This window comes from Veillonella montpellierensis (assembly GCF_947090115.1).
Taxonomy (GTDB): domain Bacteria; phylum Bacillota; class Negativicutes; order Veillonellales; family Veillonellaceae; genus Veillonella; species Veillonella montpellierensis.
In genome coordinates this window covers 21,500-45,311 of record NZ_CAMUMS010000007.1, presented here as the reverse complement: position 1 = coordinate 45,311, position 23,812 = coordinate 21,500, and the positions used below count along the sequence as shown (strand labels likewise).

18 protein-coding genes, 3 tRNA genes and 1 pseudogene are annotated in these 23,812 nt (G+C 38.1%); 5 read left to right on the top strand and 17 right to left on the bottom strand.

Features of this window, described 5'->3' with window-relative positions; genetic code table 11:
- Positions 1-177: 177 nt before the first annotated feature.
- The 11 genes from P6940_RS04770 to hcp form a co-directional block, all read right to left on the bottom strand.
- Positions 178-2,010 carry a carbon starvation CstA family protein gene (locus P6940_RS04770; RefSeq protein WP_277293362.1) on the bottom strand — a complete coding sequence of 611 codons (1,833 nt, stop codon included), beginning with the start codon at positions 2,008-2,010 and terminating at the stop codon, positions 178-180.
- A gap of 398 nt (positions 2,011-2,408) precedes the next feature.
- Positions 2,409-2,876, bottom strand: a complete 468-nt coding sequence (brxF, locus tag P6940_RS04765; RefSeq protein WP_028258118.1) for a BREX-3 system P-loop-containing protein BrxF — start codon at positions 2,874-2,876, stop codon at positions 2,409-2,411.
- A 31-nt stretch (positions 2,877-2,907) separates the two neighbouring features.
- Positions 2,908-4,986 carry a hypothetical protein gene (locus tag P6940_RS04760; RefSeq protein ID WP_277293361.1) on the bottom strand — a complete coding sequence of 693 codons (2,079 nt, stop codon included), beginning with the start codon at positions 4,984-4,986 and terminating at the stop codon, positions 2,908-2,910.
- A 9-nt stretch (positions 4,987-4,995) separates the two neighbouring features.
- A complete protein-coding gene (gene hypB / locus P6940_RS04755) occupies positions 4,996-5,646 on the bottom strand; it encodes a hydrogenase nickel incorporation protein HypB (RefSeq protein ID WP_028258117.1) in 651 nt (216 codons plus the stop codon).
- A 150-nt stretch (positions 5,647-5,796) separates the two neighbouring features.
- Positions 5,797-6,138 (bottom strand): hydrogenase maturation nickel metallochaperone HypA, encoded by a 342-nt coding sequence (gene hypA / locus P6940_RS04750; protein WP_028258116.1) that lies wholly within the window; start codon positions 6,136-6,138, stop codon positions 5,797-5,799.
- Positions 6,131-6,988, bottom strand: coding sequence for a bifunctional 5,10-methylenetetrahydrofolate dehydrogenase/5,10-methenyltetrahydrofolate cyclohydrolase (locus tag P6940_RS04745; protein WP_038152694.1), 858 nt, complete (start codon positions 6,986-6,988; stop codon positions 6,131-6,133). The genes hypA and P6940_RS04745 overlap by 8 nt, the downstream gene beginning before the upstream one ends.
- A gap of 134 nt (positions 6,989-7,122) precedes the next feature.
- Positions 7,123-9,078: a penicillin-binding protein gene (locus tag P6940_RS04740; protein ID WP_277293360.1), complete on the bottom strand. Its 1,956-nt coding sequence runs from the start codon at positions 9,076-9,078 to the stop codon at positions 7,123-7,125.
- On the bottom strand, positions 9,068-10,510 hold the full coding sequence (locus P6940_RS04735) for a CCA tRNA nucleotidyltransferase (RefSeq protein WP_338116627.1): 1,443 nt from the start codon (positions 10,508-10,510) through the stop codon (positions 9,068-9,070). The genes P6940_RS04740 and P6940_RS04735 overlap by 11 nt, the downstream gene beginning before the upstream one ends.
- 272 nt (positions 10,511-10,782) lie before the next feature.
- Entirely contained in the window at positions 10,783-11,655 is an 873-nt protein-coding gene (gene sdaAA / locus P6940_RS04730; protein ID WP_277293358.1) for an L-serine ammonia-lyase, iron-sulfur-dependent, subunit alpha, read from the bottom strand.
- Between the two features lie 317 nt (positions 11,656-11,972).
- On the bottom strand, positions 11,973-12,638 hold the full coding sequence (gene sdaAB, locus P6940_RS04725; RefSeq protein WP_277293357.1) for an L-serine ammonia-lyase, iron-sulfur-dependent subunit beta: 666 nt from the start codon (positions 12,636-12,638) through the stop codon (positions 11,973-11,975).
- Between the two features lie 702 nt (positions 12,639-13,340).
- Complete coding sequence (gene hcp / locus P6940_RS04720; RefSeq protein WP_277293356.1) at positions 13,341-14,918, bottom strand: hydroxylamine reductase; 1,578 nt, start codon at positions 14,916-14,918, stop codon at positions 13,341-13,343.
- A 378-nt stretch (positions 14,919-15,296) separates the two neighbouring features.
- Here hcp and P6940_RS04715 point away from each other — a divergent pair, with 378 nt between their 5' ends.
- Positions 15,297-16,013, top strand: a complete 717-nt coding sequence (locus P6940_RS04715) for a Crp/Fnr family transcriptional regulator (RefSeq protein WP_028258109.1) — start codon at positions 15,297-15,299, stop codon at positions 16,011-16,013.
- A 128-nt stretch (positions 16,014-16,141) separates the two neighbouring features.
- Here P6940_RS04715 and P6940_RS08140 read toward each other — a convergent pair.
- From P6940_RS08140 to P6940_RS04690, 6 genes and pseudogenes are all read right to left on the bottom strand, one after another.
- Positions 16,142-16,234 (bottom strand): annotated as a pseudogene (locus P6940_RS08140) (IS1/IS1595 family N-terminal zinc-binding domain-containing protein); the annotation flags it as partial.
- A gap of 266 nt (positions 16,235-16,500) precedes the next feature.
- Positions 16,501-16,965, bottom strand: coding sequence for an IS200/IS605 family transposase (tnpA, locus tag P6940_RS04710; RefSeq protein WP_038153425.1), 465 nt, complete (start codon positions 16,963-16,965; stop codon positions 16,501-16,503).
- A gap of 437 nt (positions 16,966-17,402) precedes the next feature.
- Complete coding sequence (locus tag P6940_RS04705) at positions 17,403-19,007, bottom strand: LPO_1073/Vpar_1526 family protein (RefSeq protein ID WP_277293355.1); 1,605 nt, start codon at positions 19,005-19,007, stop codon at positions 17,403-17,405.
- Between the two features lie 157 nt (positions 19,008-19,164).
- Positions 19,165-19,749, bottom strand: a complete 585-nt coding sequence (locus P6940_RS04700) for a TIGR01440 family protein (RefSeq protein ID WP_277293400.1) — start codon at positions 19,747-19,749, stop codon at positions 19,165-19,167.
- 598 nt (positions 19,750-20,347) lie between these two features.
- Positions 20,348-20,908: a Fe-S-containing hydro-lyase gene (locus P6940_RS04695; protein WP_277293354.1), complete on the bottom strand. Its 561-nt coding sequence runs from the start codon at positions 20,906-20,908 to the stop codon at positions 20,348-20,350.
- Positions 20,909-20,927: 19 nt separating this feature from the next.
- Entirely contained in the window at positions 20,928-21,770 is an 843-nt protein-coding gene (locus P6940_RS04690) for a fumarate hydratase (protein ID WP_028258104.1), read from the bottom strand.
- An 827-nt stretch (positions 21,771-22,597) separates the two neighbouring features.
- On the opposite strand from P6940_RS04690, the gene P6940_RS04685 reads away from it, so the two are divergent.
- From P6940_RS04685 to P6940_RS04670, 4 genes are all read left to right on the top strand, one after another.
- On the top strand, positions 22,598-22,840 hold the full coding sequence (locus tag P6940_RS04685; RefSeq protein WP_277293353.1) for a hypothetical protein: 243 nt from the start codon (positions 22,598-22,600) through the stop codon (positions 22,838-22,840).
- A gap of 241 nt (positions 22,841-23,081) precedes the next feature.
- A tRNA-Asn gene (locus P6940_RS04680) sits at positions 23,082-23,157 on the top strand.
- Between the two features lie 5 nt (positions 23,158-23,162).
- Positions 23,163-23,237, top strand: a tRNA-Glu gene (locus P6940_RS04675).
- Between the two features lie 9 nt (positions 23,238-23,246).
- Positions 23,247-23,322, top strand: a tRNA-Val gene (locus P6940_RS04670).
- Positions 23,323-23,812 lie beyond the last annotated feature (490 nt).

Genomic DNA, 23,812 nt, shown 5'->3' with positions numbered 1-23,812 from the left:
CTATGTCTTATTCTCTAAAGTTTTTACTCCCACCCTAGTTTAACTAGGGTGTATCTATTTTCATACAAGGATAAAAAGCAAGTAGCAACTATATAGTTGCTACTTGCTAATCTTTTACTTTCATCCTATACTACATGACTACTTATACGTATAGTTGGTATAGATGTTCATAATGTATTATGCATTTTGTTGTGCATGTAATTGTTTTAATGTTTCAGCTTCAATTTCTTCTTGTGTTCTGTAGTCTTGTGGTATACGCGATAAACGAATCCAACTACGAACAGCTTCTACTAAAACGATTAATATCATAATAAACATAATGACACTAAATGCTACTAATGTCCACTTACCTGCTGGAATATAACTATTAAATACATTTTCATAGTCTGCAGTAATAGCTACAATTGCCATTAATACGCATGGCACACCAGTAACCCATGCATAACGTTTATGTCCAAGTCGCATAATAACAGTAGTGCCAACGGCTAATGTCATAGTACCTAGTAATTGATTCGACACACCAAATAGTGGCCAAATAATACCAATGTTACCTTGTAATACTAAGTATCCCCATGTAAGACAAATTAAAGCGGCACATCCATACACACCAGGTTTCCAATTAACATTGCCAAGCGGTTTATAAAAACGCCCCAATAATTCTTGTAATAAATAACGCCCTACACGAGTCCCTGCATCAATTAAGGTCATAATAAACAACGCTTCAAACATGATACAGAAATGATACCAATATCCCATCAATTGTTCCATATTAGGAAGTTTAGAGAATATGTGAGCCATCCCTACAGCTAATGATACGGCTCCACCAGGACGATGCATCAAATCTTCGCCTACCATATGAGACAATACCGGCAATTCATGCACTTGCAAGCCTAAGGCTTTGAAAGATTCTGCTGTACTATTAATCGCAAAATAATCATCCGGATGTAATGCAGTGGCCGCAATTAATGCCATCATAGCAATAAACCCTTCTGTCAACATAGCACCATAACCGATTGGCAAGATTTCTTTTTCATTCGTAATCATCTTAGGTGTAGTACCTGTCGCAATAACTGTATGGAATCCAGATAAAGCACCACACGCAATGGTAATAAAGATAAATGGGAATACAGAGCCTTTCAATACAGGGCCGCCACCATAAATATACGGAGTGACAGCTGGCATTTGTATAACTGGCATAACAATGATAATGCCTAATGCTAATGCCCCAATAGTACCAATTTTGAGGTACGTAGATAGATAATCACGGGGCGCTAATAATAACCATACTGGCAAAGCTGCTGCGAAGAAACCATACACAGCTAACATAATTTCAATCGTTTGTAAATCATAAGTAAACCAGGAAGCATAGGAAGATTCTGCAACAACAGGACCATAAATAATCGCTGCAAAAATAAGTAACACGCCAATAATAGTAGCTTCTTGAATTTTACCAGGTCTAATCCAACGTAAATAAATACCAATAAAAATAGCAATAGGAATCGTCATACTAACGGAAAAGAATCCCCATGGAGAATTATGCAATGCATTCGCTACTACAACAGCCATCCCTGCTAAGGTAATAATAAGCAAGAACAACGTTGCCAACATAGCACCTAAGCCTGCTAGCTTACTAATTTCTTCTTTAGCGATGTCCGCAATTGATTTACCATCATAACGAATTGATGCAAATAAAATAACCATATCATGCACCGCGCCAGCCATAACAGATCCAATAAGAATCCATAAAGCACCTGGCAAATAACCAAATTGTGCGGCAATAACAGGACCTACTAATGGCCCTGCTCCAGCAATCGCTGCAAAGTGATGACCAAAGGTAACCCACTTATTCGTTGGTACATAATCATGTCCATCATTATGTACTACCGATGGAGTCAGACGATACTGATCCAATGTCAATACTTTAGCAGCTAAGAATGCACCATAAAACCTATATGCTAACATCAAGATACAGGCTGATGCAATGACTAAATAAATACCATTCATTACCACAAATAACACCTCCAACATACAAGTACTATAGAATTTCAAACGCCAATGCTCTTGAAATCTAATACAGTTATAATATTAATCTTATTTTGTAATATGTCAACCATTATTTCATATTTCGGTATTATATTATGATTTATTTTCATATATCATTTTTTCAGTGTATCCACCTTTCATAAAAGAATAGAAAAAACTGCCTAGTTATAATGATTTATAACTAGGCAGCTATATTGTATACTGCATATTATATAGTATTTTTCTATGATACATAACTCATTTTCATGATATATATATCATATATGTATTACCTTATAAACATACAACAATAGTAGTTGTGCACCACTAAAAAATGTTTTTATTACATTTAGTTACAATGTCTATGCAAATTTTATATACTATCTTTATTCATCAATAGTAATAATATGATTTAAGTTTTGTACTTCAAAGGAGGCATATTTCGTATTTCCATTATGTTCTAAGTATAATGTATTACCTTCTAAGTGACCGCGCCACCCCACTACAATAGGAATGGTCGTACTAAGTTTACGGAGCAATTCAATAGGTTCTAAATTTAAAATTGGTGCAAAAAGAACATTAATGCCATCCACTAACGCCACTTCTACAATATTCATATTTAGAGCACGACGTATGCTTTCTTCGGCTAATGCAGGCCGTTCTTCCCTAGGCACTTCTAAAAAATCTGCATCAATCAAATGTTTTGCTTCCATGTACTTCCATCCACGTTGTTCTGCTAACTCGCGAATAATTCTACTTTTGCCACTGCCTGGCCCACCTACAACAAACAAAATACGTTCATCATCATTTTGAATCGATTCCCATCTTGCTTTTACATCTTGTGCTGAAATCATAGGTACCTCCTTAATAATGAAGTGTATCATCTTATCGTAGCCGACTGGCAGGACGATCCGATACCATAACCATATTAATAAATTTATCCTTCTTATCTATAGTAAACAACAAGTAACTATTATTTGCAAATGGATTTTTATATTCATATATATGTTCACCATCTACCGTTTCAATATGTGTTGGTTCCCCATACATATATAATAGTAAATACTTAGTGTCACCAATAGTTACTCCACGTCGTGTGGTCGACGAATTACCATTTAAAAATATGCGATTAATACATTGTTTCTTGTCAAGGCCTACTGCGTAATCTCGATAGGAAATAAAATCTGAATTAAATACAGTGCCTCTCGTTTTCCATTCTCCATCTACACTACCATGGAAAGTATCATTTAACTGTAATCCACGCAATATAAAATCCTCTGAGGTTAATTGTCCCGCCTGAAAATGGTTCATTCTTAGATTAGGCGCACCTAATCGTGGCCACACTTGCCCATCAATCATATCAATGGCCTTAATTTTATCATCATGGAATGTGAATAACAAATATCTCTTATTTTTCATTTGCGAAGCCGCATCTTGTGTCATACGCGGTGCGCGAGTGACACGATCATTTCGTATATCATAAAACTGACTATGCCCTTCATAGAGAAATAGCAAATCCGATGTATTCGCATCGCGCCAAATCACATTAGGTGCTCCATAGGCAAATAATGTTTCGCCTCGTGTATTACCAATACCGATATCCCGTACAGTAGTTCCCTCTCCATGCTCTACATGGATATTAGTAATTGTACCATCCTTTGAATAAAAATAATGTGCTCCTTGCCCACGCAAGCGTTGATGAGCAAACCGCTTTGATTCAACCCCTGTATAGGTAGTAATAGTAGAGCCTATCATTGTATAGGTCGTAAAATTATCATTACTCTTAACCTGTAACACATCATGCCACCCAATACCTTCTGGCAAGGTAAAACTATCTTTTACCTTCTCTTCATCCTTTGCCGTAGGCTGTTGTTTTTCACTATGACTATGCTTAGTAGCTTGCTTTGCATTAGTAGACTGTGTATGTTTCTTAGAAGAATCTGTCTTGAGATCCGCCACTTTCTTATCCTTTACCGTTGTATGCTGGACATGCTCATCTTCATCAGAACTAATATTCTTTACACCTTTCTTCATTTCACTATGCATCGTTGAAGACGATTCTTCCATCATTTCCATAGCGGGTACGGCACACACAAGATGTCCTGATAGGGATGTTTCCTTTTTCTTAGCCGTCTTATTGTCATCTACGCTTGGTTCCACCTTACCTTTAGGCTGCATGCGATCATGATCCAACTCTTTCTCGCAAGAGCCTATGTCTTGACCTTCACTACTATCGTTCCTATCAACAGTCTTCTCTTCTGTAGTGCTTTTTATCTTTGTCGGTGCTGTCTTAGCAAGTGACTGTTTTTTATCCTTATTGCAAGACTTTTCATCCTGATTTACCCGAGATGCCTCCGTTGCATGCCCATCCTTATCTTCTTGACTATTCTTCAACTCTTTCTGCTTTGACGTAACAGAATCAGTATGTTCATTCGTATCAGATGTAACTTTGTCATGCCCATCCTTACAACCTTCATGTTTATCTCGCTTTGCCGCCAATCGCTCCGCTAAGGACTGATTCGTATTCATCGTGTCCTTTTTCTTTGTTTCCTCATCCTTTCTTTCTTTCTCTGAAAGTAAGAATGCTGCATGTTGATTGACGATTTTAGCCCCTCTATATACATCACCTAGGGAATAGCCATTCATGGAAAAGTCAGAGCCTTCAATGGGAAATAAATTATTAGCCGTAATATCGGTACCCACTTTTGCTAAATCAAAATCATCGTGCATAACCCCATGTTTGTGATACTCTTGTAGAGATGATGTGGTATCCATACTTTTATGAGATGTGTCACTTGTATGGGGCTTCGTATTGTCAAGTTGTACCTGATGATGGGCCGCTTCTTTTGGTGCTAGTTCTACTAATCCCTGTTGATTGCCTTCCGATGTAGCCATAGACAAACTACTACATGCACCTACCATACTACTCAAAATAACTGCTACTAACCATTGTCTTTTATGCATATTATACCTCTACCGTTTATCTAACTGCTGCCGCAACCATGATGTCCACGCATCGAGACCAGTCTTTGTTGTACAACTAATCTCGAAAATCTTTGCATGGGGATTTAAATTATGAATATCTCGTAACGCCACTTCTTTATTAAAAGGAATATACGGAAGTAAATCAATTTTATTGACTAAAACCGCAGCAGCCTCTTTGAAAATAAGAGGATATTTTAGCGGTTTATCTTCTCCTTCTGTAACGGATAATACAGTCACTTTCATATGTTCCCCAATATCAAATTCTGCAGGGCATACTAAATTACCTACATTTTCAATAATAATCATATCTAATGCATCTAAATCTAACTCTTGCAATGCATTTTCTATCATCTGTGCATCTAAGTGACACCCTCCTACTGTATTGATTTGCAATACAGGTATACCCAATGCATGAATTCGTTCTGCATCTTTTGATGTAAATAAATCACCTTCAATGACAGCCAATCGATAGTCTTTCACTAAATCTTTTAATGTAGCCTCTAGTAAAGACGTTTTCCCCGCCCCTGGAGAACCTAATAAATTAAATACAAAAATATGTTTATCCTTAAATACTTCTTTTAAACTATGTGCTATGGCATCATTCTTAGCTAGCACATTTGTCATTACTGGTACTTCCATACGTATTTGCCTCTTAGTATTCTATGTATCTATTAAATTACTATACTAACAAAGTTACTAGTTAGACCCGAGGTCATGGACTAGTAACTTTTACCTTATCTATATCATATATTATTTTATCTTTTTTTGCATGACAAATCTAATAAAATATTAATCCATATCAATGGATGTCACTTGTAATTCACGGCCACTTACGGTAGCAATCATATGACTTTTACAATAGGGACATACAAACCGATAGTTTTCAACGGGAAATTCCTTATCGCAATCCACACAATGACCCACGATTGGCAAGGTTGTGATGGCAAGTGTTGCCCCTTCCGCAGGTGTTCCCTTAGTAACGGCATCAAAGCAAAACAAGAGTGCCTCTTTTTCAACACCACTCATACGACCTAAATTCAATTGAATACTATGAACCACCGTCCCATTATTTTTCTGTAATGTGTCGAGTGCAATATCAACAATTCCCTCTGCTATCGACATTTCATGCATGTATATCCCCTGCCTTTTGTAGTTGGTACGCTTCATATACAGACTCTAGCATCATAGTCGTAGTCACTGATCCTACTCCACCTGGTACAGGCGTAATCGCACTAGCTACTTTGCTTACATTTGTATAATCTACATCGCCTACAGTGGTGCCATCTAAATCATTAATGCCCACATCAATAATAACAGCGCCTGTTTTTACCATATCCGAAGTAATCATATGCGCCTTGCCAGCCGCAGCAATCACAATATCTGCATCTTTCACGGTGCCAGGCAAATCAGCCGTACGGGAGTGACAAATAGTCACTGTCCCATGTTGTGCCAATACCATTAATGCCACCGGTTTTCCAATCACTTGACTGCGACCTACAACAACAACTTTTTTACCTGCCACAGAGATGTTATAGTGTGCTAATATCGCCATACACGCCTTAGCTGTACATGGTACTAAACTTGGTTTGCCACAAGTCATGCGCCCTATATTGTAAGTGGTGAGTCCATCAATATCTTTTTTGGGTGCCAATGTATCGATAATAGCATCTGTATGAATATGACTTGGCATAGGCATTAATGGTAAAATGCCATGAATACTAGGATCCTCATTCAATGATTGCACGACGCCAATTACCTCTTCTTGTGTAGCTGTTGTAGGCAATGTAATACGTCGACAACCGAATCCTATTTGTAACGCAGTTTTTTCCATAAATTTAGCATACATAGCAGCCGCTTTATCATCGCCTACCAATATAATCGCCATAGAAAGAATCGTATTATTTTCTTTCAATGCCCCTAACTTTTCTAATAATATTTTCTTATGTGCCTCTGCAACAGCTTTACCTCTTAATTCCAACATAACTATCTCTCCATCTCTCAACTAACTAACCATTTACTATATGTGTATTGACCAAGCAATACACGCTAAAAAACATGATTTCATTATACCCAACTACGAATGATTTCTTGATGAAATCTAGCTAAACATATATGTTAATGGGAAAAGACAACTCGAACTGTTTCATCGTCGCTTACTTCTGTGCCAGCCGGTATATCTTGTGATACGGCATATCCCGTACCATCAGGTATAAAGGCAAGACCCGCCTCATGTAACCACTGTCTAACTTCACCGAAAGAATAGCCCGTAAAATCAGGAATCACGATACGTTCATTCCCCTGTTTAGTGACGGTTGGCAAAGACCGTTTTTCTACTTTTGTCGTCTTTTCTTGTTCGCGCACAGATGGAGATATTTGATAGTATCGTACTAATTGGGACATAATATCCTTAAATACCGGTGCCGCAATTTGTCCGCCATAAATAGAGCCTTGACTAGGATCATCAATTACCACTAACGCCACAAACCGAGGGTCTTCTACGGGACCAAACCCTATGAATGATGCTATATAGCGACCATCTAAATATCCGCCATACTCAGTATTTAATTTTTGAGCAGTCCCCGTTTTGCCAGCAAAATGATATCCTTCTACCATGGCATTGTGACCGCCCCCTTCGGATACTTCTTTTTCTAGAATATCTACGATTGTCTGAGCTACTGATGACGGAATTGGTTGTCCTACTTCTTCTGGTTCTGTAGTACTCACAACAGAACCATCTGAATTATTATAGGACTTGATAATATGTGGTTTCATCATTTTACCACCATTAGCAATCGCCCCAAAAGCACGCACCATTTGAAGTGGCGTAACTGCAATACTTTGACCGATTGACATAGAGGCCGTATCGACATCTGCCATCTGATCCGCTTCAAATAAAATGCCTTCCCCTTCGCCAGGCAATTCAATCCCCGTAGGTTGTCCGAACCCGAATTTTTTCACATAGTCCACTAAAATCTTAGGACCTGTCGTAATGCCGATTTTCGCCATCCCTGTATTGATAGAAAATTTAAGGATATCCAACAATCGCACATCCCCATAACCTTCACCATTCCAGTTTTTCATAACATGGTCATTCGTCTTAATACAGCCTACATCGTGATACACTGTGTCAAGGCTCCACTTATTAGAAGCTAGTGCCGCCGATGCAATGATTGGCTTGAACGTAGATCCCGGTTCGTACAAGTTAGTAACTGCAATATTTTTAAAAGATTCTTTTGACCCTTTTTCGTAATGATTAGGGTCGTAGGTAGGTCGATTAGCTAAGGCCAAAATTTCCCCCGTCTTAGGGTCCATAATGATAACACTCGCATGGGCTGGTTTTGTAGTCGCCATAGCAGTATCTAACGCCCGTTCCGCTATAAATTGTACCGTAGAATCTAAGGTCAAGGTCACACTTTCCCCTTTATTGGGCAAAAACTTAGACATGACAGAACCAAATATAGCATTTCCTTTAGCATCAGTAGCAATTAATTCCTCTGCAATCGTTCCTCTAATCGTGTCATCTAGCACCATTTCAAGGCCATCTAATCCCTTATCATCTGTACCAACAAAGCCTAATACTTGTGCTGCCAATTCACTATTTGGATAAAAGCGCCGACTTTCTTCCACAAAATTAAGTCCTTCCAAGCCCTCTTGTGCCATAATCTCCTGTACCGCTTTTGATTTATCTGGATCCATCATGCGATCTAACCACACAAAAGCTGTGTCCTGTCTAAGACGAGCTGCGATTTCATCTTTAGGAATCGTTACATACGGTGCTAACAGTTCAGCGATTTCCTCTGGTGTTTTTTTAATCATCGCCGGATCAGCATAGAGGGATTTCGTCATCATGCTCATGGCTAATGGATTGCCATTGCGATCATAAATAGTCCCTCTAGGCGATTGCAACTTGCGATCCACTTCTACTTGTGCATTGTTTTTACCAATCAATTCACGGGCATCAAAAATTTGCAATTGAAACAAGCGGCCTACTAATAAGAAAATAAAGCATAGAATGCATAGATATAAAATGTGTAACCGTTTTTGTATGCGATTAACGTCTTTATTCTCCATTTTCTATCTCCTCTTGTTTAATCGTATCCCTCATCAATTTACGTTTCACTGCATGCATCAGTGCTTCTGGTGTGTTTTTTACCTGCTTAGACTGCACTTGATGTAATACATGGGGTAATAATTCTCCTACGCGATCCCCCATCACTGTCAATAGCTCTCTATCATACTGTAAATCCCGCGTATGAATAGGTATACTCTTTGCGATACACGCTAGTTTTTTCCCAAATGTCACCGTATCATCCACTATCTGCTCCGACTTGCCCGTACCGATAATATCAGCTACACACACTTTCGATTGTTGCTCGCATGCCTCTTGTAATTCGCGGCTATATCGAAAAGATCCACTATTGGCTTCTTTTCGCATCCACTTTTCCGCATTCGCCTCTGGATGACTGACAAAATAATGAAAGCGCATATGATTTTGCACTAACCATACAACTCGACTGACGAATTTTTTATCGTATCCAAACCGTAATAGTATCTGCTGTGCTAACACGGCACCAGCTTCATCATGGCCCCAATCCGTAATTTTTCCATTACGAATGCCTCGCACCTCTGGTAACCCTTTACCCACATCATGCAATAATGCGGCCCATCGCAAAATTAAATCTGGTTGTGTAGCATGCACCACCGCCAAGGTATGATGCCATCCATCAAATTCATGATACCGTTTTTCTTGCGGTAAATTCACCAAATGATATAACTCTGGCAAAATAGGAACCATTTCTATTTGTCCATGGCGCACAACTTTACAAGCGCAGTTTCCCAATCTTGATTGCACTAGTAAATCTAAGCCTTTTTCAGCAAACGGTTCCAACAATAATGTCTCTATCTCGGCTTTCACCCGTTCTAATGAAAGTCCTTCTACGCGTGAAAAAGCAGATGGCATAGCGTTTACCAAACTTTCACTAGGCGAAAAGTCTAATTTGGCCGCAAAACGGCACGCTCTAAATAAACGCAATGCATCTTCTTGAAAGCGTCTATGAGGATCACCAATTGTTTCCAACCGCTTGTGAGAAATCGCATGTACGCCGCCTACTAAATCGATAATATGCCCTGTTTCATTCATGGCCATCCCATTGACAGTAAAGTCCCGTCGCTTAACATCTTCTTCCAAGGAATCTGCGTATGCCACAGAAGTAGGGCGATGACTATCTTTTCCATATTGTTCTCGACGATACGTAGCCACTTCATAGTGACCTTCTGGCGTGATAACTACTACAACACCGAATGATTTTCCTACGAGTCCAGTCGTTTTATAGCCGTTGCGTTCCATAACCTGTACAACCGTATCTGGTCTAGCAGAGGTAACAATATCAAAATCATGCGGTTCTCGCTTCATCACAATATCACGGACTGCACCACCAATAATAAATGCTTCATAACCAGCTGCAGTAAGGGCCGCTAAAATACGATTAGCCCCTTTCCACATAATTGATATATTCATACGTCACCTCCTACCAAGAATAAGACTCACATCGATACAACTAGTAACTATTATTTTATTGTACTACAGGAATATGTTTTATGCATTAAAAATGCGTATGCCTATCGTGATACTATGTATCTTTCTTCAACAAGATTACATAATTCATTATAGACAATACGCATAGGACATGTAAAATAGGTATCCATAAAAATTATTTTTTACGAAAACGAGTGTTAAAAGAAACACCTTGTCACTAGTATATAAACTCTATGGACTTATAAATTTCTAATTCGTTCTGCAATTAATTCGCCATGCATAGTTTTCGCCAAACCGCCTTCACTCGTTTCTCGCAACGTGCTTGGCAAGGCCCGCCCAATCTCATTCATTGCTTCAATCACTTCATCGGGAGGAATTTGAGAGGCAATCCCCATCATGGATAATTCTGCCGCCGTCAAGGCATGCACGGCATACACACCGTTTCGTTTAACACAAGGTACTTCCACTAGCCCTGCTACGGGGTCACACACCAAGCCTAATACATTTTTCAAGCATAATGCCAATGCATGACCTACGGTCGAAGGTTTCCCCCCCATCATAGCTACTACTGCTCCTGCCGCCATAGCCGCCGCCGATCCCACTTCAGCTTGACAACCGCCAACAGCACCTGCCACACAAGCTCGTTCCGTAATCACATTGCCAATGCCCGCAGCTGCTAGAAAACCATCTATATAGGCAGATTCTGGCAATGTATACGCTTCTCCCACTGCTTTTAAACAGGCTGGCAACACACCACACGATCCGGCCGTCGGGCATGCTACAATACGATACATTTTTGCATTCGCCTCATTGACCGCAATGGCATAGGTCATTGCACGATAGGCGAGTTCACTCATAAACCGTGGCGTATTGCCTAATAACCTAGCCGCTTGACCACCCGACATGCCACTTTGCGTACGATCAATATTATCTAACCCCGATTGAACGGACTCTTCAAAAATCTGTAACCGTCGTTGAATTTCTCTGATAACATCTTCACGAGATTTCTCATATTGTGCCATTTCTTGCCGTAAAACGACTTCACTAAAAGAAATGGATTCCGTTTGTGCTAATTCAATAATATCTGCTATTGTTTCATACTGATATCTCATAGTATCCCCCATCGTCATATCTAATTAGTACAACCCCTATCTCTCTAATAACTACTTTTCTCTCATGCTGGCCTATTCCTCGCCAACTATACTATGGGCGCAATGAGTGCCCATCTATCTTTCACTATGCCTAACAACACACGTTCTATTATCATGTACATCTATACAATGACTAACAACTTAAAAGTAAATGCATCAAGTGTGCACCTATCTAGTAAGCCCTATATCATATAAACTACATATTCTATGCAATCGCTGCCTCGTATCACCGCAATGTAGGCCCAAATAGATTGCGCTAGATAGCCATCTACTCATCACTAAAGTTTAGCAAACATTAATACATCAGTCACATTTGGCAGATTACGAATTTCTCCTAACGATGCTTTATCCACAGGCGAGTCTGTCGTAATCACCATAACAGCTTCTTCATGTTTATTTTTTCTAAATACACGCATGCCGGAAATATTAATTTGTTTCTGACCTAATACACCAGACACGCCAAAAATAACACCCGGTTTATCATTATGCAAAATAATTAATGTTTCTTCATCACCTGTAATGTCCACTGTCATACCGTCAATTTCAGTAACTAAAATGCGTCCGCCTCCTAAGGATCTGCCTACCACAGAAGCATGATGCGAATCATCCGCATTATACATATCAAATCGCACTACATTAGGATGACCTACATCAATCGGCGATTCAATAAAGCGATATGACAAATGACTCTTACTCGCTAATGTGTACGCTTCTCGAATGCGTTCATCATCGGCGCCAAGTCCTAACAAACCTGCTAATAACGCTTTATCCGTACCATGTCCTTTATAGGTTTTAGCAAATGATCCATATAGGGTCATATCCACTCTCGCAGGTTGCTCTTGAAAAATATATCGTGCCATGTTAGCCAACCGAGAGGCTCCTGCAGTATGAGAACTAGACGGTCCAATCATAACGGGACCAATGATATCAAAAATACTATTCATACAGCACCTCCTATCGCTTTCATTATATAAATAACCGTAGTAAAAGTCTATAACTAGCTCGCCATTATATGTTTTACCACAAATTACCATCGCCCTCTCACGCAAATGATATCTATACTGCACCACATCAATAGAATTGACAATCCATCGTATCCATAATAATACCTATTTCGCTAGTTAAAATGCTATAGTTTCCGCCGCACACGCATTAGCGATGTTTCTTTAATGTGACATGAGGAATGCATGCATAATGAGGCTTTTCTAACCACATAGGTCAATGAAAATTTTCAATCTTTTTTATCCATTCATTTTGACTATCTTACCACCTAGGTACACTATCTGGTGTATCATCAAATCCTTCTATGGTGGATTCTTTTATGTTACTATGTTCAGTGGTATCGAACAATGTATTATACTTCTAATCCATGAATGTTAAACAACGATGATAATTATATAAATCACTCCATAAAAAAGCACCTCACACATAACAAGTGTATGAGGTGCCTTTCAATTCTTTATGCGTAGTAGTTCTCTCTTATATCGTAGTGTATCGTCATATAAACCTTTATACACTGAAACATAGTAGATAACTTATGATACTTGCAACGTATCCTACCATACGCGATGCACTGTAACATGCTATATATTTTATGATGAATCTATTACAATATCGATATATTGAAAATAAGAGTACTCTATATCTTATGATTGATGAGAGCCTAGTATTTCTTTCATATCCGCTTCAGGTGTAGTAATCGGATGTAATTGGAATTTGTCCACTAGTATTTGCAACACATTGGATGAGAAAAATTTAGGAACCGATGGCCCAATATAGATATTTCGAATACCTAATGCTAATAAAGTCAATAAAATGCAAACCGCTTTTTGTTCGTACCAAGATAAAACGAGTGTCAACGGTAACTCATTCACATCGCAATCAAAAGCATTTGCTAACGCTAATGCCACTTGAATGGCTGAATATGCATCATTACATTGACCCATATCCATAATACGTGGTAGTCCCCCAATAGTCCCCATATCAAGGTCATTAAATCGATATTTACCACAAGCAAGCGTTAACACAACGGTATCTGCTGGTGTTTGTTTAACAAATTCAGTATAGTAATTACGACCTACTTTAGCACCATCACAACCGCCCACTAAAAAGAAGTGTTTAATCTGTCCTGCTTTTACTGCGTCAATGACTGTGTCAGCCACGCTAAGAACTGTACCACGGCCAAAACCAGTAGTCACTTCGTGGCCTCCATTAATACCTGTGAATTCTTGTGCTTCTTGATAGCCACCCAATCGTTTAGCATGTGCAATGATAGGCGAGAAATCCTTCGTTCCATCTTCTTTCGTAGGAATATAAGAGCACCCTGGGAAAGCCACCATATCGGTAGTATAAATATGGGATCGATAACTTTCTTTTGGCGGCATAATACAGTTGGTAGTAAACAAGAAACACCCTGGCACGTTATCAAATTCTTGTTGCTGATTTTGCCATGCTGTGCCAAAATTTCCTTTTAATTGTGGATATTTTTTTAATTCTGGATATGCATGACATGGTAACATTTCCCCATGGGTATACACATTAACGCCTGTCCCCTTCGTTTGTTCCAATAACATTTTCAAGTCATGTAAATCATGACCTGTAACCACGATAAATGGTCCTGGTTCTACCGTCAAAGGCACTGTTGTTGGTTCTGGTGTACCATAGGTTTCTGTATTAGCAGCATCCAACAAACCCATGCACGCTAAATTAACATTACCAAATTCCATCAATAAGTCTAACCATTCTTCAGGAGAATGATCAGTAGCCACTTCCACTAATCCCTTAACGAACCAAGCATCTACCTGTTCATCATTATACCCTAATATCGCCGCATGCCAAGCATAGGCACCCATACCACGCAATCCTAACAATAAGGTAGAGCGCAAGGATACAATATCTTCGTCTCCCGTCCAAAGTGCTGCCCAGTCAAAATCTGCTATTGATGCATCGATACTATCTCGGCACGCATGTACCTCTTCCAAAAAGGCTTTGATCGATGTATCATCAAAATTTACATTCGTTACACAAATAAATAGACCTTTTTTTAATATATTAATCGCTTCTCTTGTAGCCCGATGCGCATTACAAGCACGTGCTAATCCTATCAATGCCGCCGTTACTTGATCTTGTAATGTGGCAACTGATTCACTCTTACCGCAAACACCTTGTACTGTACAACCACCTGGTGCTGCTGATTGTTCACATTGAAAGCAAAACATACTCATAATGATCCTCCTTCACGAGACTTTCTCGTTTTATATACTATTCATTCTTATTCATATCTTGTACTCTATGACCTTTGTCATAACTACGAATATAGTGTACTATAATCATAGAACAAAATCTGTAGCTTCAGCTACATCTATTATTTTATATGCTGAAAGTTTCATACTACCATCATGGCTATGACCAATCAGAGATCTGTATACGATTTTCATACAATAGTACCAATGTATAATTGACCTATTATACACGTATTATCTAATCGCTACCCGTGTCATACGATTCATGTCCTGTGGTATCCACCTTTCGTGTTCTACTATAACTAGCTTTCAACATATGTAATCGTATAAAATATCTAGCACGCATAAAAGGAGATATATATGGTAAAAAATTCAACGATTTCATTACTAGAGAGTCATTATGAAGCCATTGCTGCTTGTCCTCTATTTCGCGGTTTACAGCGCGATGAGTTATTATCCTATTTGCAATCTGTTCCTATTTTACTAAAAAACTATCAAAAACATGACTTTATCGCTATTTCTGGAGATCCCATGGAAGGTATCGGCATCGTAGTAGAAGGTAGTGCCCTATTAACTCGTGAAAATGTACTTGGCCAGCGAGTGATTATGACAGAATTAACACAATCATCTATGTTCGGAGAAGCCTTACTATTTACTGCTCGCCCCTTATGGCCGGCTACGATTAAAACAACAAAACCTACTACTGTACTCTTTATACCGCTAGACAGTTTTATCCAAACGTTGCCAAATTGTCAATATTGTCAAACTAAGATGTTAACTAATTTGCTCCATGATCTGTCAGAAAAAGCATTAACACTGACTAAAAAAGTTCATTATTTAACGTTGAAAGGTATGCGAGAAAAAATTTTTGCCTATTTAACCGATCTGTACACGATGCAACAATCCACGACATTGGAACTACCACATTCACGCCAAGAAATGGCAGACGCCCTCAATGTATGCCGCACTGCCTTAAGCCGTGAGCTAGGTCGTCTACGAGATGAACATATCATTGCCATTCATGGTAAAACAGTACATCTACAAGAATTAGATACTATTTTAGAATACCGTTTCTAGTACGTATGCATGTACGTAAATCATTTCTAACACCTATACCTAGGCTTACCATGTTTCTAAGACATACAACTCATTTACCATTTCTATATAAGCATACAAGCTCTACCTAACTGAGTTGTTATAGATGAACATTCTTTACAAAACCATCTCTGAGAGCCTGATTTATTCTTGCCATATTTCATACAAATACTATTGCAAATAGGACAGATACCCCTCTTCATTATATCTACCTCCGAAAATTCATTTTCTAAAGAAGATATAACACTAATTTTCCTTAAGATTTCAAGGGTTTCGAGTATTTTTACCAACTCTTTTTGTCCTATAAGCCTAAAATATCCACCAAATCATAACCACCCGTAGAACGGGTGGTTTGCTCTGACCCTATAAGGGTCTTTCTCTAGTGGTAGCCCTCTAAAGAGGGCATTGAATAATCTGACAACCACTCTATTACCACTGGCTGCCCCCTACTCGGGGGCTTTTCTTTTGCCTATTTTACTGGCTCACCCGTAAACGGGTCGGTATACTCTTTAAAGTTTAATGTATCTTGTGCTATATCTTCTTGTAGTTGATTGCGAATATACTCTTTTATTGCTCCTTCATATCGTCCTACCGTATCCACATAATATCCTCTACACCAGAAATGTCTATTTCCATACTTATATTTTAAATTTGCGTGTGTATCGAATATCATGAGGCTACTTTTGCTTTTTAAATACCCCATAAAGCTCGATACACTTAAATGTGGTGGAATTGTTACTAGCATATGTATATGATCCGGACAGCATTCCGCCTCGATAATTTCTACATTTTTTCTCTTACTTAAATCTCTTAGAATTTTACCTACATCAACTTTTATCCGACCATAAATTATTTGCCTTCTATACTTTGGAGCAAAAACAATATGATATTTACATCTCCATTTACTATGTGATAAGCTTTTTACGTCATTCATTGACATTGAACCTCCTATGTTGAAATGTTGTGGTTGCCAGACCAACTTCATTTTATCACTAGGAGGTTCTTTCCTTTTCTCTAAGAAATTTTACTGACCCCCAGTTTAACTGGGGGGGTAATCATGCCTATTCGGCGTACAAACAAAAAGCACTGAGCCTAGTAAGAGTACTAGACTCAGTGCTTTTATATGGTTTTTATTATATAACGCTCTCCACACCAGATAAACCAACATTTCTATAGCCACGTTGATATCTATAAGATGGTATCATTTATAAATAGCCTATCATCATCTACTCTTTACCTTGCCCATGTTAGTTTCACCATAACTATACTATCAGCAAGTTATACGTTGTATCGCTTTTTCTGTCACTATATTTCTCAATACCTACACTATCAGTAAAATGTGGCATCATAGATTGATACAAGTTCTACTAATTAGAACCAACGGCTAATGTCAAATTCCTCACCGATGGTAGCTTTCACATGAGCTCGTCCTAAATATAACCCTAACAAGGTTAAGGACATATTCGATAATTCGCCGCTATCAAATATATCTGCCAAATCGAGCAACACAGGAGAAATTTTTTCTAAAATATTGCGAGCCTCTGCCCCAGAGAACGAGGTAGGTTTCGATTTCATTAATCCGATTAATCGTTGTTGTATATCTATATCGTTAATATGTGCTTGACGGAATAAGGCTTGTGCCATTGATTCATCTACGATAGCAAGTTTGTATAATGAAGAATTCATACTTTTAACAACAAACGATGTTGGTAAGGTTTCTCCACCCATAGCACGTTCCAATTCCTCAATGGTAAATCCTCTAAAGTTGAATACGAATGGATAGGAATTACTCATTAAGTGGGCAAAGGTAATTTGTTCCCGTTCCGGCATACTACAACGCAAATATTCTAATTGACGGAATACAGAATTATCTCGTGGAATATCCGAAATAAATGGTTCAATATATTTTTCTACATAATGTTGAAAATAATCTAAGGTGTAATTATTAGAATTACGAGAATATTGCAACAGCAAAATGATGGCCATAATTTGAAAGTGACCTAGTGTCAAATGTGGTAAGATACGTAATGCATCAAAGGCTACTAAATAAGGCGTACTAGATTTTGGTTCTTGCACTACATCTAAAAACGCTTCTAGTGCTGCCGATTTCATCCAAAACGTTGGTGTTGCCGCATAGGCTTTCTGCATACATAGCATAGCTTCTTGTACAACAATACTTTCTAATAAAGCTTGTGCCTCTTCAGGATGTGTCACATCTAAGTGATACAATGCATCCGTTGTAATCTCTGTAACAGCCTTACGCGTAGCTTCACTAACGCCTCCAAAATAATGGAGAAACGGAGCCATGGCGATATCAACATGAGATTTAGGCACCATCGACTCAGTGGCGTCTTTGTTATGATCCATACCCATTCTACTTGCATTTGCTACGCCACAGGTTTCTCCCATAGAATGCGTATCCCACATAGCACTTGTAGAAATCACACGTGTTTCATCCATTGGTACATTTCTATGTTGCGTATCTACTGCAGGCATGACTAATGTGGCGGATGTTTCTGTATCATTACTATCTATGTCTATATCATCATACGGTTCATCAATAGGGCTATAAAAGTCGCGTTCTACATCGTCTTCCACCCTATCGGTTGCGGGCATTTCTTCTACTAACTGCTTAGGCACTACGGTTGTATGGCTCCCCGTTAATCGATTTCCCACCATGCGATCTGCCTCTTCGATAGCATATTTTCGGTTAGATAGCGATGTGTTTTCATCATCAGTCGTAGTTTCACTATATGTATTCATCGATGTACGTGTATCATCACGTCTATACGGCATACTGTTCGCCCGTTCTTGACGATTCGATTGTGCCTTATATCGTTTCTCGCCTGCTCTTTTTCCATTAGTTTGACGCAATCTAGCATCTTTCGATTGTGGCGATTTAAATAGCCAATAACAAATTAAAAAAAAGATAATCACCACAACTGCAATGACCAGATATGGTATGAATTCTTCCATAATTCCTCCTACACATACATCTCACTATATATTTCTAGTATATCTAGTATCTAGAGTCTAATCATCTATACAATCTACAATTTATATTCATAAAAAGTAGCTCAATCCATCCGCTAATCATCGTTCATCATTGACAACGACAATCCCATAGATTTGGCTATCCTAATTCTTCATTATATATGGCACGACTACCGCCAATGCTTTTAGGGCGTGTGCGCGCTGCTGTTACATGGGCGTGTCCAATCGTTGTAACAGATAATCGAACTGGCACTGCCACATGTGTAAGATGCATGCCGATTAAAGTATCGCCTATATCAATACCCGCATCAGCACGAATAAACTCAACTACGCAAGGGTCTTTAAATCGTTCATAGGCCACCGTAGCTAGCGACCCTCCCGCTTTGGGTTGCGGTATCACATTGACAATTTCTTCGGTAATAACCGTCTGTTTTTCAATGACCAATGCACGGTTCAAATGCTCGCAACATTGAATGGCCAATTGAATACCCTGCTTTTGTGTCACATCATATAAACCAGTATATACCGCTTCAGCCACATGTAAATTAGATGCTTTACCAATATGATATCCTACAATTTCACTAGTTGAACAGCCGATAACCAATCGACTTCCTTCTCTTAACTTGGCCACTTCGATTAACTCTCTGACCGCCTGCTTTGTAGTACCCGTAATCGTATCTAACCAACGACGTTTTTCATCATCGGAACTCGTTTCTTGTTTCATACAAGTCATTTGCAATGGGTAGTCATCCCTATTTTCTTCTGCCTGAGCGTGACAGACTCTCTTATTAGGTCCCACACCAACCCCTCTTTTCATCTCATCTCTAAATGTTTATATGGAATTATATATCCACTACGTTATATCCTATCATACTTTACGTATCCATTAAAGGTAAAAATAGTTTATTTTTATAATTATGTGACGCCGTATTTTTTAGAAAAATAGTATTAAAAATTTAAAATACTTCCCCCTAAATCGATAAGATACTACTCAGCCCCATATGTCTAGCATTACTGTAAAAACTCTTATCTTACTAGTCTCATGATGATACTACTAACAATGATACGCAGCATCTTTCTTATGTGAGTGATACAGCGTACTTTAACTACTATGGTTTAAATGCCATTCTATATAAATGAGTATTTCTATCTCACAACACGTTTCCTTTTCTATAGCAAATTATATGTATGGCACTTCTTATTAGTGCTGCCTAATGCTTCACAAACAACACAAAAAATCGGCACAAAGGTTAATACCTTCATGCCGATTAACAGTTTGATAGCACTTAATAATGTAAACTACGTATTAATAAGTAATACAATTAGTCTCTTTTATATGGTTTTTGACCGATTTCATAGAAGTTGTTACCTTCAGTATCGCCTACAACGATGCATGGGAAATCTTCAACAGTCAATTCTGCCAATGCTTCTGGGCCTAAGTCTTCATATGCCAATACTTCATATTTTTTAATAGATTTAGCAATCAATGCAGCGGCACCGCCAACAGCAGCAAAATAAGTTGTACCATTTTTCTTCATAGACTCTACAACTTCTGGTTTACGAGATCCTTTACCGATCATACCTTTAATACCTTGATCAAGCATTGTTGGTGTGTACGCATCCATACGACCAGATGTAGTAGGGCCAGCAGAACCAATTGGATCACCAGGTTTTGCAGGTGTTGGTCCTAAATAGTACACAATTTTATTAGTCCAATCAATTGGCAATTTTTCACCACGTGCCAATGCTTCTGTCATAACTTTATGAGCTGCATCACGAGCTGAATAAATTTTACCAGTGAATAATATGCTATCTCCTACTTTTAATTTACGAGATACTTCTTCATTATAATCTTCAGTGTTAATGCGAATTGTTTCAGCCATTCTGAGTTCCTCCTATCAATTAAAGTTCTACGTGTGCATGACGCGCTGCATGACACATGATGGTAACAGCTACAGGAAGACCTGCAATATGAGTAGGACCCCATTCAATATTTACACCAATACAAGTAGTAGTACCACCTAATTGTGGTCCAATACCAGTTTTATTTACCATGCCAAGAATTTCTTCTTCAAGTTTAGCGTATTCAGGGTCTTTATGAGGTACATCGATAGGACGAAGTAACGCTTTTTTAGACATAACTGCCGCTTTATCCATAGTACCGCCAATACCGATACCAAGTACGATTGGAGGGCAAGGATTTGGGCCCGCATGTTTTACAATATCAAGTACGGCTTTTTTTACGCCTTCTACACCATCTGCAGGAACTAACATAGCTACATCAGATTTATTTTCAGAACCGAAACCTTTAAGTTCTACTTGAATATCAATCTTGTCGCCAGGTACGATTTCAGTGTAAATAATAGCTGGTGTGTTGTTACCAGTATTTTTACGATTGAACAATGGTTCAGCTACAACGGATTTACGAAGATATCCTTCAACATAGCCTGCTGCTACACCAGCGTTAACGGCTTCAGTAAGATCTCCACCTTCAAGATGTACATCTTGACCAATTGAAAGGAATACTAATGTCATGCCTGTATCTTGGCAGTATGGGCGATCTTCTTCTCGAGCAATTTCTGCGTTTTTAATGATTTGGTCTAATACAACGCAACCTACTGGAGATTCTTCTGTTTCACGACCTTTTTTTAATCCTTCATAAATATCTTGTGGTAAGTAGTAAGCAGCATCCATACATAATTGTCTAACCGCTTTTGTAATTTCTGCAACATTAATTGTACGCAAAATAATCCCTCCTCAATTAACATGATTTAGTCAAAACACTGAACATAAATCAACTCTATGAAATTATCATAACATGCTAAATAGGGTCATTCAAGGCACATACTATGCCGTTTTATCAAGCCATTTTCATTTATGAGAAACTTTATCATATCCACTATTCATAGACATTTATCTATCCAATACGAACATTTTTGATGTAATACATTTCTTTCGTCTAGCCACGGTATTTTACATGTCAAACTTTAATAGTCTGTATTTTTAATAGGATTTATCACAATGATTGTAAATAACTGTATTAATCAACATTCCTTCATTCATTTAAAAACTCAAAATTTCTAGCATCTTCTCTATGACAAGTAAACCATCGAGATTATTTTTTTGTAACCACAACAGTTTAATTTATATTTATTACCTCATACAAGGGTCCTGTATCTCTTCTTATTGATAGTAATTATCATATTTTTATAAATTTTTAGATCGTATACACACATATAGCTATTCTCAGAATCTGCTACTTAGAAAGAAAAATTTTTGATCATTTCTATCACAACATAAGTAACCATCTATTTTTTGACGTTTTACTGTCATGCCTGTCTATAGAGGTTATTAATAAACATGGTATCAGACCTTACTAAAAATAATCGTATTATGAATTTTTATCATAAGCATTTCAATCATAGCATACCTATAATTATGCATTTATGATATATATTACTCACTTTCTCCATTTTAAAATTACAATATATATGTATATATTATAATTAATAGGCTATATTTGCTAAATTTTACTCGATTGTCCATCGAGTCATTCTTACTGTGCTTATATAATGAATATAGCACTAAACGATACTGCACATCAGGCCATTCTTGTGCAACTTTCAGGCAAGAAATATCCTTACTCACCGTGGCAGAATGGTAAAGTTAAGAGAGGTCATAGAGAAGATGGAAAAATTTTATATGGCAGAAAAGTTTTTACAAGCGAAAAAGAATTCATCAAACAAGTAGAAAAACATGGAGCAAGATATAACAGTACAGCAAATACGACGCTTGACTTCAAACGCCCAAACTAAGTTGTATCAGAATAGTTCTCAATGTGTAACATATGTGTGAAAACTAAGACATAGATATATCAACATAGCGCAAATAGTATTGATTTTTAATCCCCTAATAAATAGATAGAAACGTACTTTTTACAGGTACTATTAGCCGTCTATGTCACACATAGTCAACGACTATAAAAGACGAGCAAAATCTTTTAAAAAAAAGACTTGCATTATTTCAACATATCACCTATAATAACAAATGTACTATTCCTCGATAGCTCAGTTGGTAGAGCAATCGGCTGTTAACCGATCGGTCGTAGGTTCGAGTCCTACTCGGGGAGCCATATGCGGCCCGTTGGTCAAGCGGTTAAGACACCGCCCTTTCACGGCGGTATCGGGGGTTCGATTCCCCCACGGGTCACCAATTATATATGGACGATTAGCTCAGCTGGGAGAGCGCCTGCCTTACAAGCAGGATGTCGGCAGTTCGATCCTGTCATCGTCCACCACATACAACAACGGCTATATGCCGTTGTTTTTTTCTTTATTGCACTAGGTATCCATATATTCTTTTTACAATTCATAGTGTTAGATGTATAGCACGTTTTGTCCTATTCCCTATTCCTACATCAATGCATACTAATTGATGATACCATATCAAACCTATATTCACTGTATGAAAACAACTCTTTTTCTAGTCCCTCATATTGTATCCCCTACATAACATACATAGTCCTATGACACGTACTATGTATGCGATTACTCGTTTCGTCAGAATGATACATATTATTATCACATTATCTAATAAATGTGCATTAAACAATTGTTTCTCATTTAATAATATGTTAACCAATTAAAATCAAACAAATGTATCGACGATAGGTCCTCACAGTCTATCAACTTACTAGGATTAGTAATGTTGTACCGCCATATTTTTATATCACCATCTTCATATCATCCTTGCAAGGGAAATAAAAAATTTTTTACAAACTTTTTTCA

Excerpts from the sequence above, each read along its gene's own strand:
- brxF (WP_028258118.1), bottom strand. The coding sequence starts at position 2,876 with ATGATTTCAGCACAAGATGTAAAAGCAAGATGGGAATCGATTCAAAAT.
- P6940_RS04760 (WP_277293361.1), bottom strand. The coding sequence starts at position 4,986 with ATGCATAAAAGACAATGGTTAGTAGCAGTTATTTTGAGTAGTATGGTA.
- hypB (WP_028258117.1), bottom strand. The coding sequence starts at position 5,646 with ATGGAAGTACCAGTAATGACAAATGTGCTAGCTAAGAATGATGCCATA.
- hypA (WP_028258116.1), bottom strand. The coding sequence starts at position 6,138 with ATGCATGAAATGTCGATAGCAGAGGGAATTGTTGATATTGCACTCGAC.
- P6940_RS04745 (WP_038152694.1), bottom strand. The coding sequence starts at position 6,988 with ATGTTGGAATTAAGAGGTAAAGCTGTTGCAGAGGCACATAAGAAAATA.
- P6940_RS04740 (WP_277293360.1), bottom strand. The coding sequence starts at position 9,078 with ATGGAGAATAAAGACGTTAATCGCATACAAAAACGGTTACACATTTTA.
- P6940_RS04735 (WP_338116627.1), bottom strand. The coding sequence starts at position 10,510 with ATGTGGAAAGGGGCTAATCGTATTTTAGCGGCCCTTACTGCAGCTGGT.
- sdaAA (WP_277293358.1), bottom strand. The coding sequence starts at position 11,655 with ATGAGATATCAGTATGAAACAATAGCAGATATTATTGAATTAGCACAA.
- sdaAB (WP_277293357.1), bottom strand. The coding sequence starts at position 12,638 with ATGAATAGTATTTTTGATATCATTGGTCCCGTTATGATTGGACCGTCT.
- hcp (WP_277293356.1), bottom strand. The coding sequence starts at position 14,918 with ATGAGTATGTTTTGCTTTCAATGTGAACAATCAGCAGCACCAGGTGGT.
- P6940_RS04715 (WP_028258109.1), top strand. The coding sequence starts at position 15,297 with ATGGTAAAAAATTCAACGATTTCATTACTAGAGAGTCATTATGAAGCC.
- tnpA (WP_038153425.1), bottom strand. The coding sequence starts at position 16,965 with ATGAATGACGTAAAAAGCTTATCACATAGTAAATGGAGATGTAAATAT.
- P6940_RS04705 (WP_277293355.1), bottom strand. The coding sequence starts at position 19,007 with ATGGAAGAATTCATACCATATCTGGTCATTGCAGTTGTGGTGATTATC.
- P6940_RS04700 (WP_277293400.1), bottom strand. The coding sequence starts at position 19,749 with ATGAAACAAGAAACGAGTTCCGATGATGAAAAACGTCGTTGGTTAGAT.
- P6940_RS04695 (WP_277293354.1), bottom strand. The coding sequence starts at position 20,908 with ATGGCTGAAACAATTCGCATTAACACTGAAGATTATAATGAAGAAGTA.
- P6940_RS04685 (WP_277293353.1), top strand. The coding sequence starts at position 22,598 with ATGAATATAGCACTAAACGATACTGCACATCAGGCCATTCTTGTGCAA.